This window comes from Mediterranea sp. ET5 (assembly GCF_023337025.1).
Taxonomy (GTDB): domain Bacteria; phylum Bacteroidota; class Bacteroidia; order Bacteroidales; family Bacteroidaceae; genus Phocaeicola_A.
The window spans coordinates 1-17,741 of sequence record NZ_JAMBLN010000005.1 but is presented as its reverse complement, the minus strand read 5'-3'; the positions used below and the strand labels follow the sequence as shown (position 1 = coordinate 17,741).

General features: G+C 51.1%; 16 protein-coding genes. 2 read left to right on the top strand and 14 right to left on the bottom strand.

Annotated features, from left to right (window positions below; translation table 11 throughout):
• Positions 1 to 17: 17 nt before the first annotated feature.
• The 5 genes from glpT to M3087_RS04460 form a co-directional block, all read right to left on the bottom strand.
• Positions 18 to 1,355: a glycerol-3-phosphate transporter gene (glpT, locus tag M3087_RS04480; RefSeq protein ID WP_249094041.1), complete on the bottom strand. Its 1,338-nt coding sequence runs from the start codon at positions 1,353 to 1,355 to the stop codon at positions 18 to 20.
• Between the two features lie 67 nt (positions 1,356 to 1,422).
• Positions 1,423 to 2,670 (bottom strand): anaerobic glycerol-3-phosphate dehydrogenase subunit GlpC, encoded by a 1,248-nt coding sequence (gene glpC, locus M3087_RS04475; RefSeq protein ID WP_249094040.1) that lies wholly within the window; start codon positions 2,668 to 2,670, stop codon positions 1,423 to 1,425.
• A gap of 7 nt (positions 2,671 to 2,677) precedes the next feature.
• On the bottom strand, positions 2,678 to 3,928 hold the full coding sequence (gene glpB / locus M3087_RS04470) for a glycerol-3-phosphate dehydrogenase subunit GlpB (protein WP_249094038.1): 1,251 nt from the start codon (positions 3,926 to 3,928) through the stop codon (positions 2,678 to 2,680).
• Entirely contained in the window at positions 3,925 to 5,547 is a 1,623-nt protein-coding gene (gene glpA / locus M3087_RS04465; RefSeq protein WP_022384849.1) for an anaerobic glycerol-3-phosphate dehydrogenase subunit A, read from the bottom strand. The genes glpB and glpA overlap by 4 nt, the downstream gene beginning before the upstream one ends.
• Before the next feature lie 437 nt (positions 5,548 to 5,984).
• Positions 5,985 to 6,857 (bottom strand): Rpn family recombination-promoting nuclease/putative transposase, encoded by an 873-nt coding sequence (locus M3087_RS04460; protein WP_249094036.1) that lies wholly within the window; start codon positions 6,855 to 6,857, stop codon positions 5,985 to 5,987.
• A 327-nt stretch (positions 6,858 to 7,184) separates the two neighbouring features.
• Here M3087_RS04460 and M3087_RS04455 point away from each other — a divergent pair, with 327 nt between their 5' ends.
• Positions 7,185 to 7,949 (top strand): DeoR/GlpR family DNA-binding transcription regulator, encoded by a 765-nt coding sequence (locus M3087_RS04455; protein WP_022383603.1) that lies wholly within the window; start codon positions 7,185 to 7,187, stop codon positions 7,947 to 7,949.
• A gap of 13 nt (positions 7,950 to 7,962) precedes the next feature.
• On the opposite strand, the gene M3087_RS04450 is transcribed toward M3087_RS04455, so the two are convergent.
• From M3087_RS04450 to rpmH, 6 genes are all read right to left on the bottom strand, one after another.
• The gene (locus M3087_RS04450; RefSeq protein WP_249094034.1) at positions 7,963 to 8,625 is read right to left on the bottom strand and encodes a hypothetical protein; all 663 of its coding nucleotides are present in this window, start codon (positions 8,623 to 8,625) and stop codon (positions 7,963 to 7,965) included.
• Positions 8,612 to 9,775, bottom strand: coding sequence for a 1-acyl-sn-glycerol-3-phosphate acyltransferase (locus M3087_RS04445; RefSeq protein ID WP_022383601.1), 1,164 nt, complete (start codon positions 9,773 to 9,775; stop codon positions 8,612 to 8,614). The genes M3087_RS04450 and M3087_RS04445 overlap by 14 nt, the downstream gene beginning before the upstream one ends.
• A 183-nt stretch (positions 9,776 to 9,958) precedes the next feature.
• Positions 9,959 to 10,939 (bottom strand): D-alanine--D-alanine ligase, encoded by a 981-nt coding sequence (locus M3087_RS04440; protein ID WP_106483675.1) that lies wholly within the window; start codon positions 10,937 to 10,939, stop codon positions 9,959 to 9,961.
• A 27-nt stretch (positions 10,940 to 10,966) separates the two neighbouring features.
• Positions 10,967 to 12,037 carry an RluA family pseudouridine synthase gene (locus tag M3087_RS04435; protein WP_249094032.1) on the bottom strand — a complete coding sequence of 357 codons (1,071 nt, stop codon included), beginning with the start codon at positions 12,035 to 12,037 and terminating at the stop codon, positions 10,967 to 10,969.
• Positions 12,038 to 12,043: 6 nt separating this feature from the next.
• Entirely contained in the window at positions 12,044 to 12,697 is a 654-nt protein-coding gene (locus M3087_RS04430) for a PASTA domain-containing protein (protein WP_022383598.1), read from the bottom strand.
• Positions 12,698 to 12,856: 159 nt separating this feature from the next.
• On the bottom strand, positions 12,857 to 13,018 hold the full coding sequence (gene rpmH / locus M3087_RS04425) for a 50S ribosomal protein L34 (protein ID WP_022383597.1): 162 nt from the start codon (positions 13,016 to 13,018) through the stop codon (positions 12,857 to 12,859).
• 259 nt (positions 13,019 to 13,277) lie between these two features.
• Here rpmH and efp point away from each other — a divergent pair, with 259 nt between their 5' ends.
• Entirely contained in the window at positions 13,278 to 13,844 is a 567-nt protein-coding gene (efp, locus tag M3087_RS04420; protein ID WP_022383596.1) for an elongation factor P, read from the top strand.
• A gap of 113 nt (positions 13,845 to 13,957) precedes the next feature.
• Here efp and M3087_RS04415 read toward each other — a convergent pair whose 3' ends face one another.
• From M3087_RS04415 to M3087_RS04400, 3 genes are all read right to left on the bottom strand, one after another.
• Positions 13,958 to 14,635, bottom strand: coding sequence for an MIP family channel protein (locus tag M3087_RS04415; RefSeq protein WP_106483673.1), 678 nt, complete (start codon positions 14,633 to 14,635; stop codon positions 13,958 to 13,960).
• Positions 14,636 to 15,127: 492 nt separating this feature from the next.
• Positions 15,128 to 17,317 carry a peptidase domain-containing ABC transporter gene (locus tag M3087_RS04405; protein ID WP_249094030.1) on the bottom strand — a complete coding sequence of 730 codons (2,190 nt, stop codon included), beginning with the start codon at positions 17,315 to 17,317 and terminating at the stop codon, positions 15,128 to 15,130.
• Position 17,318: 1 nt separating this feature from the next.
• The gene (locus M3087_RS04400) at positions 17,319 to 17,591 is read right to left on the bottom strand and encodes a hypothetical protein (protein WP_249094029.1); all 273 of its coding nucleotides are present in this window, start codon (positions 17,589 to 17,591) and stop codon (positions 17,319 to 17,321) included.
• Between the last annotated feature and the right edge of the window lie 150 nt (positions 17,592 to 17,741).

The window sequence follows — 17,741 nt, the reverse complement described above, 5'->3', positions numbered from 1 at the left end:
TCGTCCCGATTTGAGATTTATTTACCTTTAACCAGATATTGTTCTTCTTTATAGGTGAAACTGATAAAGAGGAAGGCGAGGGTACAAGCTGCCAGCATCAGGATGAAATACCAGTTCCATCCGAAGTGGTCGACAACGAAGCCGACGCAGATGTTTGCCAGGAGAGCTGTTCCGAAGAAGTAGCCGAAGAAACCGGTCAGACCGGCTGCTGTTCCTGCTGCATTCTTCGGAGCCAGGTCAAGCGCATGTACGCCGATGAGCATCACCGGACCGTAAATCAGGAAGCCGATGGCAATCAGACAGATGGTGTCGAGCATCGGGTGACCTGCCGGGGTGAACCAGTAGATGAGGATGAAGGCGGCTACCAGCACCATGTAAATCATCGTGGTGATGGCGCGGCGTCCCTTGAAGACCTTGTCGCTCAACCAGCCGCAGAGAATCGTACCCGGGATGGCAGCAAACTCATAGGCAAAGTAAGCCCAACCGATGTCTTTCAGATTATAGCCTTTGACGTTCTGCAGGTAGGTCGGTGCCCAGTCCAGACAGCCATAGCGCACCATGTAGATGAAAGCGTTGGCAAAGGCGATGAACCAGAGTGTCTTGTTGTTCAGCACGTACTTGAAGAAGATTTCCTTCGTGGTGAGCACTTCCTCGCTCTTGGCGCTGTAGTTCTTCGGGTAGTCGTTGCGGTACTTCTCGATGGAGGGCAATCCGCATGACTGCGGCGTGTCACGAATCAGTGCATACGCGATGAGGGCGATGATGATGGCAACGATTCCGGGGAACCAGAACGTGCCTTCCTGCCAGCCGCCGAACCAGATGAGTCCGTAGGCAGCCATCGGGCCGACCAAGGCTCCGCCGACGTTGTGTGCACAGTTCCAGATGGACATCTTCGTGCCGCGCTCCTTGATGGAGAACCAGTGGGTCATGACGCGTCCGCAGGGAGGCCAGCCCATGCCTTGGAACCAGCCGATGCAGAATTGGAGGATGAACATCATGGCGAGTGAGGAGACACCGAGGGTGGTGCCCATCAGCAGGGTAGCACCGGCAGAGAGGAGCAGTCCCAACGGAAGGAACTTGCGTGCATCGCTACGGTCGGACACACTGCCCATGAGGAACTTGGAGAACGCATAGGCGATGGCGTTGGCTGAAATGGCGATGCCGAGGGCGGCATGTTCGTAGCCCATTTCTTCCAATTGGGGCATAGCCATCGTGAAGTTCTTGCGTACGAGGTAGTAGCCGGCATAGCCGACGAAGATTCCGATGAATACTTGCCATCGCAGTGCCTTGTAAGTCGAGTCGATTTGCTCTTTGGGCAACTCGGGCTTGTGAGGAGGAGGAGTTAGAAATGACATGGTATTAATGAGTTTATAGAGTATTGAATGAATATTCGTCTGATGGTTCTTGTGTCGGGAAAGCATCTTACCGGTTTGCTTGAAACGTGGCTTCCACATCGAGTGCCTCGGCCAGGATGGACACCGGGTTCATCACCGGGACGGAAGTCGACATCTCGATCTGCCACTTGCACGTCTCGCAGTCTGTTGCCACGTAGTCGAGTCCCAGCGATTCGATTTGGCGGAAGAGTGGGGCACCGATGCCTTGCGACGTTCGGTAGTTCTCTTTCTTGAATCCATAGGTCCCGGCAATACCGCAGCACTGTGAGTCGAGCATCACGAAGTCGAGTCCCGGAATCATCCGCAGCAGCGACGTTGAGTAGATGGCCCATCCCAGCTTCTCCATGTGGCAGGCGGTGTGGTAGGCAACGCGCTTCTTGTAGTCCTTGCGGAAGACCAGCTTGAGCTTGCCCTCGTCGATGAGGCGGAAGAGGAAGCGGGTCGCCAGCTCCACACGGTTGCGCACGTCGGCATTGTCGATGTGGAGCAGATGGGGATATTCGTCGCGCAGCGTGAAGATGCATGTCGAGGAGGTCCCGATGACGGGCATGTCCTGTTCCACTACCGAGCGGCGGATGGAGGCTATGTTGTGTTTGCCCTGACGGGTTGCCTGGTTGATGAGGCCGTTCGATATCAGTGCCACGCCGCAGCACTTCTCTTTCTCCAGCAGGTGTACGCCGTATCCGGCGGCATTCATGACCTTCACCAGGTCTTTGCCCAACTGTGGGTAGTTGTAGTTGGCATAGCAGCCGTGGAAGTAGCTCACGTGCTTGCGGAAGTTCTGCTGTTGTTCGGCAGCATGCTTGCGGTACCAGCTCTCGAACGTCTGCCGGGCATAGCTCGGGAACACGCGCCGGTGGTCAATCTTCAGGACAGAGTCCATCACTGCCTTTACCGGTTTCAGCTTCAGTGTCATGTTCACCAGCGGAGCCAGCGGGGTCGACATGCGGCCCACGAAGTCGGTGTTGGCAAGCAGCATGTCCCGCAGCTTGGGTGTGTCGGTGTTGTGCTTGATGCGTGCCGACTGGATGATGTCGCCGATGCGTACGCCCGACGGGCATGCCACCTCGCAGCGTTTGCAGTTCAGGCAGTATTTCAGTGACTTCTCGAAGAAGTCGGGGTCCTTCAGGCGAAGCCGTTCTCCATCCGGTCCGGCATGTTTGGGACCGGGGAAGTCTTCATTGAGCGGTACGACCGGGCAATAGACGGTGCACACGGTACACTTGATGCACTGCTCGAAGTTGTTTTCGCTGATGTTATATTGTTGCAAGTTCATGTCTTCCTCATTTATCGTTCAGTAAACTGTCTGCCACATGCAGGGCGCTCATGATGGATACGCCTCCGCCACAGCCTTCGTGCAGGGCGTTGTGACCCGAGAGCACGGACCCCACGGCATGCAGGTTCGTCAGTTCGACCCCCTTGCGCAGGGCACGGAAGCTGTCGGTGGTCATCACACCGAAAGTCATGTAACGCTGCGGAGCGAACACGTCGGCGTCGTACCATTTCGAACGGTCGGCATCATAGAAGACGTCCAGGTCGAAAATCGGTTCGTAGACAGAGTCGGGGCGTGCGATGATGCCGCGGCTGAAGAAGCTGCCCGTGGCAAGGATATAGTGGTCGGCAGTAAGCCGTATGTCGGCGTGGTTGGTGGTGTAGACGGCTTTGACCTCGTTGTTTTCGATGTCGGCGCGGTCTACCGTGTCTCCCAGCATGAATGTTCCTCCCAGATGGACGAAGTGCTTCGTCAGCTGTTGTTGCATCCGGATGCCCGGCACCGAGGGAGGCATGGTGGCAAGCGGACACAGCGGTTTGCCCAGTTGTTCCTTGAGGTACTCCAGCGGAGCGGGGGATGAGAGTCCGAAGACTGCCGGCATCACCACGGCATCAGCCTCTCCGCAATGCGGTTTCAGTTCACGGAGCAGCTCGTCGATGTGTCCGGTGGAGTCGAATGTGCGTGCAATGTTGGCAGAGCGCATTTCCGTCGGGTTGGAACGCAGCTTCTCGATGAAGGGTAGCGTCACTTGTACCGGAGTACAGGACACACCTGCTTTCTCAAATTCATCGGCAATGAACTTCGTGTAGAAGTCCAGGAAACCGGGGAAGTTGACGAGGACCACCCTGTGCCACGGCAAGCGCGAAGGTTCGTCGAAGGTGACGAATTCATCCAGCGTGAGCCAGGTCTTTTTCATCGTCCCCATGGGGGTGAAGTGGTAGTGGTTGCGTGTGGCAGAGCCTGTGAGACCGATGCCGGCACGCTTCATTATTTCCGGAAATTCCCGGTCATAACGGGCTATGTTGTCCGCGCCGATGCGTGCGTAGGGGTGTGGTGATTCCAGGCGGCTCATGGCTTCCAGCGGATGTTCCACCGGAGTTCCGTCAGGCAGTGTCGCGAGCAGGTCGAACGAGCCGGATGAGAAATGCAGGGCACTTTGTCCCGTAGACACCATGGCACATTTGTGTCCCCCTTCTTGCAGGCGGATGCCACAGACCAGTCCGGCGAGTCCGCCACCTATGATGATAGTATCGAACTTCATGGTTTTACCTCCTTCTTATTGTTTCCCAACTGACAATTCCCTTCGTAGACCCATGCCGAGAACTGACTTTCGCGCAGGCTTTCACCCCATGCGACCGGTGACATGCCTTTCCAGCGTTCATTGAGGAAGTCCACCAGTTCGTGCTTGGCCTTTTCGGTACAATTGTGCGCCTTAGCCAACAGTCCGGCAGCCCGGCAGGCACAGAGTTCGCCTTGGCATGTTCCCATGCCGATGCGGGTACGGCGGCGCAACGAAGCCAGGTCGGTTGCATCCAGTGCGCGGAGTGCATAGTTGGCTTCACCCACGCTGACGCCTTCGCATTCACACACGAGGCTGTTGTCGTAGGCATCATGCAGGTCCATTTGTCCGGCGAGTTCTCCGTGACGGCTTTCGGCGGCACGGTAGACGTTTCCGGCAGGGTAGCGTTTCTCTTCTTCCTTCGTGAGGCGGGAGCCGGGCAACGCTTCGTCAGCAGTCCGGCAGACGGCATTCACGCCCAGTTTCTTGCATACGAGGTCTGTCGCCCATTCAGCCATCAGACGGTAGGTGACCAGTTTGCCTCCGGTGATGGTCAGGAAGCCTTCCAGCCCGTCGCGTGAAGCGTGGTCGAGCAAGACGATGCCCCGGCTGATGTTTCGTCCCGTAGGGTCATTGTCAGCAGCGACCAACGGACGGACGCCGGCATAGGCACGCAGGATGCGTGTATCTGCAAGGGCAGGTGCAAGCTTCTCGCCTTCGGTCAGCAGAAGGTCTACCTCGTCGGCGGTGACATGCATGTGGTCTATTTCTTCGTAGGGTATGCGGGTTGAGGTTGTTCCGATGACGGTGATGGTGTCACCCGGAACGAGGATGTCGGCATCGGCAGCCTTGCGGCAACGGTTCAGCACCATGTTGTTCACGCGGTGTCCGAAGATGAGCAAGGCACCTTTGGCAGGATACATGTTCACGGTTACTCCTGCCAGTCCGGCGATGTGGTGCCCCCAGATTCCGGAGGCATTGACCACGATGGCTGCACGGAATTCCGCGCGCTCTTTTGTCTTGGAATTATAGGTCTGCACGCCGACGATGCGGTCCTGTTCGCGGATGAAGCCGGTCACTTCCTGATAGGTCAGGGTGACGGCACCGTGTGCACGTGCATCCAGGATGTTGGCAATGGTCAGGCGGAAAGGGTCAATGGAGCCGTCGGGTACCTTGACAGCACCGGTCAGCGACGGGTTGACCGACGGTTCGAGACGAATCGCCTCTTTCGGGTCGATTGCTTCGGCTTCAATGCCCGCCTTACGGCAACTCTCCACGAATTTGTCCTGATAGGAGAGGTCGTCTTCGGGAAGGGAAATGAACAGTCCGCCGTTTTCCTCCACACAGTGGGAGGCAATGCGGCGTAAGATTCTGTTTTCACGGATGCACTCGGCAGCCGACTCTCCGTCGTTCACCGCATAGCGTGCTCCGCTGTGCAGCAGTCCGTGGTTGCGTCCCGTGGCTCCGTTGGTGTAGTCAAATCGTTCCAGCAACAGGACACGGAGGCCGCGCATCGCACAGTCACGTGCCGTTCCTGCTCCGGTGGCACCACCGCCAATCACGATGACATCGAATTCTGTTCCATTACCTGTTTTTCCCATAATCATTGCTTTCTATGATTTGTTGATTCCTGTTTGTTTCTTGTCTTGTCTTGTTTCTATTTCGAAAGCAAAAGTAGAGATTATTTCTTTAAAACAAAACTTTCTACCTTCTTTTTCGAAAGTGTATATTTTACAAATATTTTCTTTTTTATTGGCGAATATGTGAGGTAATTTATTGTTTAATAATGGAATAAGTAGAAATTGGTTAAAGCAGAATATGTTTTAAAACATAATTTCACAAGTGATATTTCGAAATGTTTTTTCTTTCGTTGTTTTGCTAGGATGCTCTTTCGAGCTTTTATGAAAGTAAGGTTGCGAAACGGGGAAGCTGTTTGGGGATGGGTGCATGCAAAAAACAGAAGGTGTGCCAACAATCCATTTCCGGGAACAGATTGTTGGCACACCTTTTCAATGTGTCTGGGTTTAAAAGTTGGAAGTTAGAGTTGTTCGATGTCTTCTTTGCTAAGTTGGGTATATTTCATAATAACTTCAGTAGGTACTCCATCGGCCTTCATTTGGCGGGCTATGGAAATCTTCTCTTCAGCTCTACCTTCGGCTCTACCCTCGGCTTTACCTTCGGCTCTACCTTTCTCCCTTCCGTTTGCTTCCGCAAAGCTCATGACGGCAAGATTGTCCCGGTAAATCTTGATGCTCTCGTCGTACTTCATGCGGTCCTCTTTGGACAATGAGGCGATGTCGACAATCTGTTCCAGTTTGTCGAAGACGGCTTGACGGGCTTTAAACGGCAATCTTTGTAAGGTCTCCATATTCTTTAATACATATATCCAACGTTCGAAATCGGTCTCACATTCATTCTCCTCCTTGGTAAAGGACGGCAGTTCTAGGAAAATCATGCGCATCCTGTCGCTGAACTGTTCATGGGTGTCGCGGTCGGAGAGGATGACGTCGGTCCGTAGTTTATGGGTGGAGCCTTTCAAAACGAAGTTCATGAAAAAGACTCCATAGACGGCCTTGAGGTCAAACTGCCAGTGTATCCCGCGTTCTCCCTGGCGGGAGATGGTTCGTGACACATAATACAGGGCGCGTTCACGGAAGTAGGTCTGTTCGCGGTTCTGCATTTCCACAATGAACTGTTCCCCGTTCGTATCGGTACAATAGATGTCGTAGATGACGCCGCGTTGCTCCAGCATTTCCGGCAATACCTCCTTGTCAAGGAAGGTGATGTCCTCGATGTGACGTTCGCCGACTAGCAGAGAGTTCAGAAAATCGATGAGGAGGTCTTTGTTGATTTCCTGACCGAAGATGCGTTTGAATCCGACATCTGTAAAGGGGTTGATGAATCTTCCCATGGCTTGTTAAGGTTTAGAAGTTATTGGTTTGTATGCAAAAATAGGGATTTTAAGTTCATCTGCAAATTAAGAGCCTGTTTAAAATACAAAGTTGTTTCTGGGTCTGATATGCCGGAGCATGTCTTTTCGGTCTCTTCCATCCGTTTTTATCCGGCAGGAAGGGGACAGATGAGATATTGCCGTTAGGGTTAATTAGCTAAAAATAGAAGAGCTTTCATTTGAAGGAGTCGGGAAAATGATTTTTCTTTGCAATGAAAGTATACCGTATTCGGGATGTTGCTATGAAAAACATAAGTCCTCATCCTTACTAATTTAGAGATAGTACCTATGACAAAAGAAGAACGACATAATTTGATAGTGGACTATTTGTTACAGCATAACTCTGTATTGGTGAGCGAACTGGCCACGAAGCTGAATGTCTCGTCCGTCACCATCCGGAAAGACTTGACAGAGCTGGAGAAGGAGAAGAAGCTGTATCGGAATCATGGAAAGGCCATTTTAATCAATCCGTATATCAATGACCGGAACGTAAACGAAAAGGAAAAGTTTTATGTCGAAGAGAAAAGACTCATAGGTATTTGCGCCGCGAAACTGATTACGGCAAAGGACTCCATCCTCATTGCTTCAGGAACGACCATGCACTATTTCGCGCGTCAGATTCATGCGCTGGAGCATCTGACAGTCATTACGGCTTCGCTTCAGGTTTCGGAGATTCTTTCGCAGGACCCCGATATCGACATCATCCAACTGGGCGGACTGTTGCGCCACAGCAGTCTTTCGGTCGTTTCGAAATACGCGGAAATGATGCTTTCCAATTTTTCGTGCAGTAAGTTGTATATGGGAGTTGATGGTATCGACCTGGACTATGGCATCACTACGACGGACATGATGGAGGCAAACCTGAACCGCGTGATGATGCAGACGGCGCAGAAGACCATCGTGCTTGCGGACTCGTCGAAGTTCGGCAGACGGGGCTTCAGCAAAATCGGCGATATGGAGGAGGTGGACCACATCATCACCGACAGCCGCATCCCTGACGCAACGGCCAAGCGCATCGAGGAGATGGGCATCGAGCTGACCATTGCCGAGTGAGGCATGGAGCGGGTCAATAGGCTACCCGCCACTCTTTGACGCCTTTGTCATACACATTGACGCGGAGGCTGATGGAGTCTCCCTCCGTGAAACCATAAGATTTTAAGGGTGCTGAAAGATAGACGCGCCGCGGGAATGATTCGCGGTCGCCATTCTGGTTGTGTGCCAGGGTGAGGTAGAGCATCTTGTGTCCGTTGATATTCACCACGCTGTCTTCCACAAAAGCATAGCTGTGCGGTTTGGTCTGCATCATGGGTTGCACCACGATGTTCAGGTAGTTTCCGCCCCGGCTGACACTCTCCAGGTAGAGTGGGTCGGTCACCACCTTCATGCCTTCGTGAGGCTTGAAGGGTGGTTCGGCGTAGATGAGTGTGACGGAATAGACGGCTGTTTCCCCTTTCTCGTCAGGCAGACGGTACATCCCTACAGCCCGGTAGGTTGTGTCCGGTTGCAGTCCTTCGCCGGACAGACGGTTGAGCAGCGTAAGGGGAGATGAAGATGCATCCGGGTGTATGCGGTCAACAGTTGATTCCCCGTTGGTGTAGAGGTCCATGAAGTCGGTCAGGACATTCGGGTAAACAGAGTCGTCATCCTTGTCGCATCCGGAAAAGAGGCATGCAGCAAGGATGACGGCGAATGTGCGGAACGCGCTGCCGAAGTGGTTACTCAGCTTCATGGCTGACGGCGTTCAAATGGTTGATTAACGGGTTGGCATACATGGCCAGGATGCGGTCGCGCAGGAAGGCTTCGTCCTTGTTCGGCAACTCGATTTTTGCCAGCTGTCTGTTGATGTAGTGTTCGAATGTCTGTTTCTCTTCCGGCGTGTAACGGTCGGTGAAACGGGATTCGTTCTTCCACAGGTCGTAGGCGACGTAGTTGCCCGGATAGAAGCGGTAGTTGAGATGGATGCTGCGGTCGATATAGTTGGACACTTGTGTGAAGAGTTCGCATTTGGGGCGGGAGGTATCCAGCGTGTCGAGGAAGTCGTTCAGGTAACCCGTCATCTGGAAGTGGACGCGTCCCTTGTAGCCGAAGATGCCCGTCTGCATGTTGACCAGGTCATCTTGCGGTGTTTTCTTGTATTCCGGGTTATCGCGTTTGATTTGGAATTCCTGTGCTTTCAGGAAGTCGCAGGGGTCATATTCATAGGAGATGGAGGTCGGGACGATGTGCAGCTGTTTCAACCGGTCGATGAAGCTGCCTTCACCTCCCATCGACAACATCTTCAGTACGCTGTCCTGGGTGCGGTCGTTGGAGTCCTTGGCTCTGCCTTCCCGTTGGGCAATCCATACATTTTCATGTTTTTCAGAGATGGCATAGTGGATGTAGCGTGACATGCGCTGCGAAGATTCAAGCATCTGCCGCATGGTGAGCGCACGTTGCACGATGAACGATTTGTTGATGCGTACGATCTTTTTTATCCACGGATAGACCAGCAGGTTGTCTCCGATGGCAATCTCCACGGTGTTCATGCCGTTGTCAATGAGGAGCACCGAGAGGAAGGCTGCGTCGAGCACGATGTCGCGGTGGTTGGATACGTACGTATAAGATAATTTCTTATCAGGAAGTGACGAACAGTCTATGGTCAGGCTGTCGCAGTATTTATCGGCGATGCCTTTCACGAAGTCATAGCCGAAAGCCATCTGGAAGTCCAGGTTGGTCTTGCACTGCCGCATCTTGGCGGCAATCAAGTCAAACGGTGTGTCGGGATACAGATAGTTGACCACCATTTGAAATGCGGGATCAGCGATGAGCTCTTCAAATACCTGCGGAAGCTCTTCCGGCGCATACGGGCGGATTTCGTCAAATTCTGTAGGAATGTTCATAGTATAATCAAGTTTTGTGACAAGAGAAGAAGCTGCAAAGTGTCAGCTTCTTCTCAATGTCATGAGTCTATGTGCAAATTACGTAAATCTTTTTGTTATAGACAAGCGGGGGTTACATGTTATGGAATATAAATTGGGGTGTTTAGAATATATTAGGTCATGAGGAGGCTGACAGACGTTCCGTCAGCTGATGAACTTGTTCTCGATAATGTCTGTCAACACGTCTTTCATGTCAAGCCCGGCGGCACGCACCTGCTGGGGGATGAAGCTGGTAGCTGTCATGCCCGGTGTGGTGTTGACTTCGAGCAGGTTGATTTTGCCTCCTTCGGTGATGATGTAGTCCACGCGGATGATACCTTCGCAGCCCAAGATGTCATAGATGGCGGATGTGAGTGTCTTTACGCGTCGGGTGGTGTCGTCGTCAAGTCGTGCAGGGGTAATCTCCTGCGATTCGCCGTCATACTTGGCTGCATAGTCGAAGAACTCGTTTTTCGAAACCACTTCGGTGATGGGGAACACGACTTCTTTCGTCCGTGTCTTGTAGCAGCCGCAGGTAATCTCTGTTCCTGCCATGAAGGCTTCCACCATCACTTCGTCCGATTCGTGCATGGCTTTTTCGATGGCAGGACGGATTTGTTCGGCTGTCTTCACCTTGGTCACACCGAAGCTGGAGCCGCCCTCGTTGGGCTTGATGAAGCAGGGAAGTCCGATTTTTTCGATGACGTCCTGGTCGCTGATGTCAGACCCTTTGCGCACGAGCAGTGAGTCCGAGATGCGGATACCGAAGCCTTGCAGGTAGTGGTTCAAGGCGAACTTGTTGAACGTGAGTGCCGATGCCAGTACGTCGCAGGTGGAGTAGGGGATGTGGAGCAGGTCGAAGTAGCCTTGCAGCAGTCCGTTCTCGCCCGGTGTGCCGTGGATGATGATGTAAGCGAAATCGAAGGTTATCTTTTCTCCGTTCAGGAGGAAGCTGAAGTCATTGCGGTCGACGGCTGTCTTGTTGCCATCAGGAAGCACGGCTTCCCAACACAGTCCTTTCATTTCGACGATATAGACCGTGTATTTCTCTTTGTCCATAAAAGAGTAAAGTCCCTGCGCACTGCGGAGAGACACGGGGAACTCTGAGGAGTCGCCCCCTGCAACAATTGCAATTGTACGTTTCATAATGATGTGGTAGGATTGAAAGTCGGATTAAAGTTCCCGGTTGCCGATGTAGGCACGCCACTTCTCCAGCAGGAGGGTCATGTCGTCGGGCAACTCGGAAGTGAAGAACATCTGTTCGCCGGTACGCGGATGGACGAAGCCCAGGGTCTTGGCATGCAATGCCTGACGGGGACAGGTCTCGAAGCAGTTGGCGACGAACTGTTTGTATTTGCTGAAATGAGTCCCCTTCAGAATCTCGTTGCCGCCGTAGCGCTCGTCATTGAAGAGCGGATGCCCGATGTGTTTCATGTGGACACGTATCTGGTGGGTACGTCCCGTCTCGAGGACGCACTCGACGAAGGTGACATAGCCCAGGCGTTCCAGCACGTGGTAGTGTGTCACGGCATGCTTGCCGATGGCAGGGTCCGTTGAGACAGCCATCTGCAGGCGGTCCTTCGGGTTGCGTGTGATGTTGCCTTCGATGGTTCCGTTGTCGGTATCGAGGAGTCCCCACACCAGGGCATTGTATTTCCGTTGGGTGGTCTTGTTGTAGAACTGGAGGCCGAGGTGTGTCTTGGCGTCCGGGGTCTTTGCCACGACAAGCAGACCCGAGGTATCCTTGTCGATGCGGTGTACCAGACCGACAGCAGGGTCATTGGGGTCATAGTCAGGATTGTCGCGCAGATGCCAGGCGATGGCATTGACCAGGGTGCCGTGATAGTTGCCGCAGCCGGGGTGTACGACCAGTCCTGCCGGCTTGTTCACCACCAGCAGGTCATCGTCTTCATATACAATGTCAAGGGGAATCTCTTCGGGGATGATGTCGTTGTTGTAGCGCGGACGGTCCATCATGACGGTGAGCACATCGAGTGGCTTCACCTTGTAATTGCTCTTCACGGGCTTGCCGTTCGCCATCATATAGCCGGCCTCGGCAGCCTGTTGGATGCGATTGCGGGAGGAGTTCACCAGCCGTTCGAACAGGTATTTGTCGATGCGTACGGGCGACTGCCCTTTGTCCACGACGACCCTGAAATGTTCGTAGAGCTCTTGCGGACCGTCACCCACCGGCTCGATGTCATCGAGCGAGTCCTCCAGTTCGTCTATATATTCTTCTGCCATAGCTGATTAAAACCAAGACTCATCCTCGCGTGCAGGAGCGTCAGCCTCTGCCGGTGTGTTTCCGTTCTCGTTCATGTCCACATCGAGCGAGTCGCTGACGGCGACTTCAGCATGTCCGCCGACGACCAGTGTCAGCGCGGCACCGACGGGGACTTTGTCTCCCGGACGGAGGTTGGCTCCCCGGTAACGGACGCCATACACCCAATCCTTCTCACCGGATATATAGGCGTTTTCCGTCAGTTGGAAACCGGCAGCCAGGATGCGTGCCTGAGCCTCGCGGAGCGAACTGTTGTCGATGACATCCGGGATGACCCGTGTGGGAGTCCGGTGCGTACAGATGGTCAGGTAGACCTGTCGTCCCTGCTTGACCCGCGCACCCGGTATGGGCTTCTGGTCCACCACCGAGCCTTGAGGCATGTCGGGGGCATAGCAGGAATCTACGATGGCAGGCTCCAGCTGGCTTGCCGTCAGTGTCTGCACGGCTTTCTGGGAAGTCATGCCCTGTACGTTGGGCACACTGATGCTTTCGCCGTGATGGGTATAGAGGTCGATTCCTTTCAGCGCACCATAGATGACCACCAGCACGAACACCACCATGCCGAGGATGTTGAGCCAGAAGATGCGGTTCTTCTTGAAAGAAAAGAATTCTTTGATTGTCATAAATTCAATGAATTGGGTATTTGTCGGCAAAGATAGGACAAAAAACACAAGCAACGTCTATCCGTCCTCTACATTTTATATATAAGGTAAGGATATACAAAAAGAGCATCCGGACGCAGAGTCCAAATGCTCTCTTGTAAGTCTTTAAGCGAAGAACGGTTAGCGCTTGCAGCCGTTGTATTCGTCAGATACGGTCAGTTTCTTGCGACCTTTTGCACGACGTGCAGCCAACACGCGACGGCCGTTAGCCGTAGCCATTCTCTCACGGAAGCCGTGTTTGTTCTTTCTTTTTCTGTTAGAAGGTTGGAATGTTCTTTTCATTGCTATATTCTTTTATTGTTATTATTCAAGTCCTAACGATTCGGGCTGCAAAAATAGAGACTTTTTTTAAATAAACCAAGCCGATAAGTCATTTTTGCTCAAATCTTTTGCGCTTTCTCCCGATTTAGCTTACTTTTGCAGCCGAAACATGTAGCGACTGTCCGGTTCCGTGGAATGGAATCTTCTGACAGTACCTGACGGACATCGACCAGGACCGTGCAAAAACTATCCATAACATAAACATAACTCATTATAACGTATGATTAACGCGCAAGACATCAAAATCGGAACCGCTATCCGCATGGACGGCAAACTCTATTTCTGCATCGACTTCCTTCACGTAAAACCCGGAAAGGGCAACACCTTCATGCGTACGAAACTGAAAGACGTAGTTGACGGTTACGTATTGGAGCGCCGCTTCAACATCGGTGAGAAGCTGGAAGACGTACGCGTGGAGCGTCGTCCCTACCAATATCTTTATAAAGAAGGTGAGGATTACATCTTCATGAACCAGGAGACTTTCGAGCAGGTGCCCATCGCACACGACCTGATCGAGGGTGTGGACTTCCTGAAGGAGGAAATGGTGATTGACGTGGTTTCGGATGCTTCGACCGATACCATCCTGTTTGCTGAGCTTCCGGTGAAAGTACAGTTGAAGATCACTTACACCGAACCGGGTCTGAAAGGCGATACTGCTACCAACACCCTGAAGCCTGCGACGGTTGAGACCGGTGCCACCGTACGTGTACCGTTGTTCATCAACCAGGGTGAGACCATCGAAATCGATACTCGCGACGGTTCGTATGTAGGTCGTGTGAAAGCATAATATACTCATCACTGTGGCAGGACAATCGTCCTGTCCCGATGACGACAGAGCCGTTCCGGTTTGCTTCAGGCGCCGGAACGGCTCTGTTCTTCTTATGACTGACGGACGTCCCCTCAGGCACTTTTCAACACGCGCCATACTGCAGCACTCAGACTGCCGCCCAGCATGGGTGCCACTATGAAGAGCCACAACTGGGCACATGCCTGACCTCCGTCAAGCAGAGCCGGACCGATGCTTCGTGCCGGATTGACCGAAGTCCCGGTGATGGGGATGCAGACGATGTGGATGAGCACCAGCGTAAGACCGATGGCAAGGCCTGCCAGATTGCCTGCCCCTTTCTTTTCGTCGGTAGATGCCAGCACCACCAGCACAAAGATGAACGTGAAGACGGTCTCGGCAATGAATGCCTGCCAGCCTTCACCCGAATCGAAGGTGTTGGCTCCGGTCAGTGTCGGGCCTCCGTGACCGCCGGTGGAGGTCAGGATGGCGAGGATGAGCGCTCCCAGGATGCCGCCGACAACCTGGAAGAACATGTAGAACATGGCACTCTTGCTGCCGATGCGGCGTGACAGCCACATGGCAAGGGTGATGGCGGGGTTGATGTGGCACCCCGAAATGTTGCCGATGGTGTATGCCATGGCGACGACCGAAAGGCCGAATGCCAATGCCACACCCAAGGTACCGGTGCCGGCACCTACTGTCTCTGCGACTCCCCCGGCAAACACGGCGCTGCCGCATCCCATGAGTACCAGAATCATGGTCCCGATCATTTCAGCTAAGTACTTTTTCATAGGCATTGTGTTTTAAAGGTCTCGGAAAGTTACTTAAAAAAAAGCGGACATGCAAACGGACGTGCCGGAAAATTGCGTCCGATGAGAAAAAAGGCGGGGAAATACTAAATACCGTCCAAAATAAAATTAGGCAATGATGTAACTTACGGCATTGCAGAATGTCGCAAATTTGCGATGTGTTTTGAGGCAATATAAAAGCAACATGCTTGTTAAGGCTATCCAGATCTATGTTTCCACGTCATTGTGTGATGTCCCGATGCAACTTTTTTCACTTGCTTGAGACTTCGGAAGAAAATCTCAATCTTCTGCTGTTCTTTATAGAGCGCGACGATTGTCGATGCGGTTAACGAAAAATTGCTGGAGAGCGTCTCCATTACGTGTAGATGTTTCTCATTCCATACAGCAATGCAGCGTAGCTTTTTCGGGTATTTTCCTTTGTTGTGGGAAACCTTAGTTCAACGGTCTTTCGAAATATGGCATGAAGAAAGAGGTCTATACATCCAGTTGCTTATTGACTAGTTCATAGTAAAGTCCATGACGGATAATCAGCTGCTCGTGCCGTCCACATTCTGCCACCCGTCCACCATCCAGCACAAGAATATTGTCAGCATTACGAATAGTGCTTAGACGATGTGCTATCACGACAACAGTTTTTCCTTGATAGAATGCTTGCAGATTTTTCAATATGGTTTGTTCGTTATTGGAGTCTAACGAATTGGTGGCTTCATCCAATAATATATAGGACGGTGCCTTGTATACCGCACGTGCAATCAGAATTCGTTGCCTTTGCCCCGAACTAATACCATTGCCCTCCATGCCAATCTTGGTGTCGTAGCCTAAAGGAAGCGAATGAACAAAGTCCTCAATATTTGCCACATGAGCTGCATAGACCAAACGTTCGTGGTCAACCTTGCCTTGCAAACAAATGTTTCGTGCGATTGTGTCTGAAAAGATAAAGCCATCCTGCATGACGGTTCCACACGCCTGCCTCCATGCCCGGCAGCTGTAATCGTGTAGATCTTTTCCATCCAAAAGAATTCGACCGGAAGTGGGTCTATAATATCCTAAAAGCAATTTCAATATCGTTGTTTTTCCGCTGCCGCTGGCGCCTACAATAGCATTCACCTTCCCGGGAAGAATCGTGAAATTCAATTTGTTGAGCACTTTAGGGGAAGCTGGACCTTCATATTGGAAGGACACATCCCGAAACTCTATCGTCCCAGCTTGAGGTATCTGCCGGATGTGATTGGAATCATCTGGCTCTTCTTCTTCCATATTATACATTTCACCCATGCGCTCTAAACTAATGGAAGCATCTTGCGCACTTTGCACAAAGCCGATGAATTGCCCTATAGGCGCATTAAGTTGACCGATGACATATTGCATAGCCATCATCATGCCCAACGTCATCTCTCCTTCCACTACCATACGAGCAGCCCAATATGAGACTAAAATGTTTTTTACCTGATCAATGAATGTGCCACCAATATTTTGCATTTGTCCCAACAACATGGAACGGACTGAAATGTCATACAAATCAATCTGCACACGTTTCCATTCCTCCAATTTGCTCTGCTCACAGTTGTTCAGTTTGATTTCCTGCATTCCTGTAACCATCTGCACTAACCCGCTTTGATTTTCGGACACTTTCGTAAAATTCAGGCTATCTAATTCTTTCCTCTTTTTCAAGAATAAAAATACCCATCCAACGTAAACAGCACTACCCAACAGGAATATTGACAGAATACTCCAATCATATCCGGCCATCACCACGGAATATACTACAAAAGTAATTCCGGCTATGATGATACTAATTAGCGCTTGTGTTAGAAAGGATTGGATACGCCCGTTGTCATTAATGCGTTGCAAGATGTCTCCTACTCGCTTCATATCAAAAAAGGAAATCGGCAACCGCATCATTTTATATAAGAAATCATAAATGAAAGAAATACTCATCCGCATGGTGATGTGCAACATAATCCATGAACGAAGCATGCTATTGCCTACTTGCCCCAATGTAAGTAACAACTGTGCTATCAGCAATAACAAGATGAGATGCAGATTTTTACCATTGATACCTTGATCGACCACTGCTTGTGTAAGGAACGGGAATGCCAAACTAATTAAACTTCCCAATAGCATTAGGAAAAAGAACTTTAAAATTGAAATACGAAAAGGCTTCAAATAGCTCAACATATAAGTAAATGTCAAGCGTGTTTCTTTTTCTTCCTGCTGTTGATAAAATCTCTCGGTTGGTTCCAATGCTAACACAAAACCCTTACTTTCCTTTTCATCTATGAGCCACCCGGACAAGAAGTCTTCTTCTCTTAGTTGAAAAAGTCCTCTTGCCGGGTCAGCTACATAAATTGTCGTTTTCTTTGTAAAGCGATGTTGCTTTATCCTGTAAACAACCACAAAGTGGTTTTTATTCCAGTGCACGATGCATGGAGATGTAATAAGCTTAAATAAGGTATTACGGTCTAATTTCAAAGCAAAAGTCTCCATTCCCAAACTCTCTGCTGCCTGTTTCAAACCAAGAAAAGATGTCCCTTCGGACGAAATATACGTTTTCGCCCGGATCGTTTCGGATGTGAAGTGTTTACCGTGATACTTGGCAATCATCCGCAAACAGGCTGCCCCGCAATCGGAGCTGTCAAGTTGTTTGTAGAATGGGAACTGCATTTTATACTATACCCATAAGTTTTAGCCAACCTTCCGGAGCTTTTCCATGATTTATTATCGTGATTTCACCGTCATTTAAAAACACCTGAAATGTACAATAACATCTCAAGCATACATAATATGGCGGAAATATTCTCAGTGGTCCTGTGGCTATCCTAGAACTTTCGCCACAATCAGGACATACAAATGCTACCCCGCTATTCATACCACCTTGAATCTTAGATAAGTAGTCATTAGGTATTACATAACCTTTAAATTCACTTTTTGTTTTCATGGCCTAATCATTTTTAAAAGTTATACATATATCTTTCCTTGGTCCTATTTCAATCTTCCACCATCTCCCGCACCGACAGCTTTCCGCACTTTTGCCCATTGGTTTCCCCATTTGAGGACATAGCGCAGGCTGATGCCTATCTTGTGAGGA

What these genes read in the sequence shown, in the direction of transcription:
- M3087_RS04400 (WP_249094029.1), bottom strand. Translation starts at nt 17,591, where the DNA reads ATGAAAACAAAAAGTGAATTTAAAGGTTATGTAATACCTAATGACTAC.
- efp (WP_022383596.1), top strand. Translation starts at nt 13,278, where the DNA reads ATGATTAACGCGCAAGACATCAAAATCGGAACCGCTATCCGCATGGAC.
- M3087_RS04405 (WP_249094030.1), bottom strand. Translation starts at nt 17,317, where the DNA reads ATGCAGTTCCCATTCTACAAACAACTTGACAGCTCCGATTGCGGGGCA.
- M3087_RS04440 (WP_106483675.1), bottom strand. Translation starts at nt 10,939, where the DNA reads ATGAAACGTACAATTGCAATTGTTGCAGGGGGCGACTCCTCAGAGTTC.
- M3087_RS04455 (WP_022383603.1), top strand. Translation starts at nt 7,185, where the DNA reads ATGACAAAAGAAGAACGACATAATTTGATAGTGGACTATTTGTTACAG.
- M3087_RS04415 (WP_106483673.1), bottom strand. Translation starts at nt 14,635, where the DNA reads ATGAAAAAGTACTTAGCTGAAATGATCGGGACCATGATTCTGGTACTC.
- glpC (WP_249094040.1), bottom strand. Translation starts at nt 2,670, where the DNA reads ATGAACTTGCAACAATATAACATCAGCGAAAACAACTTCGAGCAGTGC.
- M3087_RS04460 (WP_249094036.1), bottom strand. Translation starts at nt 6,857, where the DNA reads ATGGGAAGATTCATCAACCCCTTTACAGATGTCGGATTCAAACGCATC.
- M3087_RS04435 (WP_249094032.1), bottom strand. Translation starts at nt 12,037, where the DNA reads ATGGCAGAAGAATATATAGACGAACTGGAGGACTCGCTCGATGACATC.
- M3087_RS04450 (WP_249094034.1), bottom strand. Translation starts at nt 8,625, where the DNA reads ATGAAGCTGAGTAACCACTTCGGCAGCGCGTTCCGCACATTCGCCGTC.
- glpB (WP_249094038.1), bottom strand. Translation starts at nt 3,928, where the DNA reads ATGAAGTTCGATACTATCATCATAGGTGGCGGACTCGCCGGACTGGTC.
- M3087_RS04445 (WP_022383601.1), bottom strand. Translation starts at nt 9,775, where the DNA reads ATGAACATTCCTACAGAATTTGACGAAATCCGCCCGTATGCGCCGGAA.
- glpT (WP_249094041.1), bottom strand. Translation starts at nt 1,355, where the DNA reads ATGTCATTTCTAACTCCTCCTCCTCACAAGCCCGAGTTGCCCAAAGAG.
- rpmH (WP_022383597.1), bottom strand. Translation starts at nt 13,018, where the DNA reads ATGAAAAGAACATTCCAACCTTCTAACAGAAAAAGAAAGAACAAACAC.
- glpA (WP_022384849.1), bottom strand. Translation starts at nt 5,547, where the DNA reads ATGGGAAAAACAGGTAATGGAACAGAATTCGATGTCATCGTGATTGGC.
- M3087_RS04430 (WP_022383598.1), bottom strand. Translation starts at nt 12,697, where the DNA reads ATGACAATCAAAGAATTCTTTTCTTTCAAGAAGAACCGCATCTTCTGG.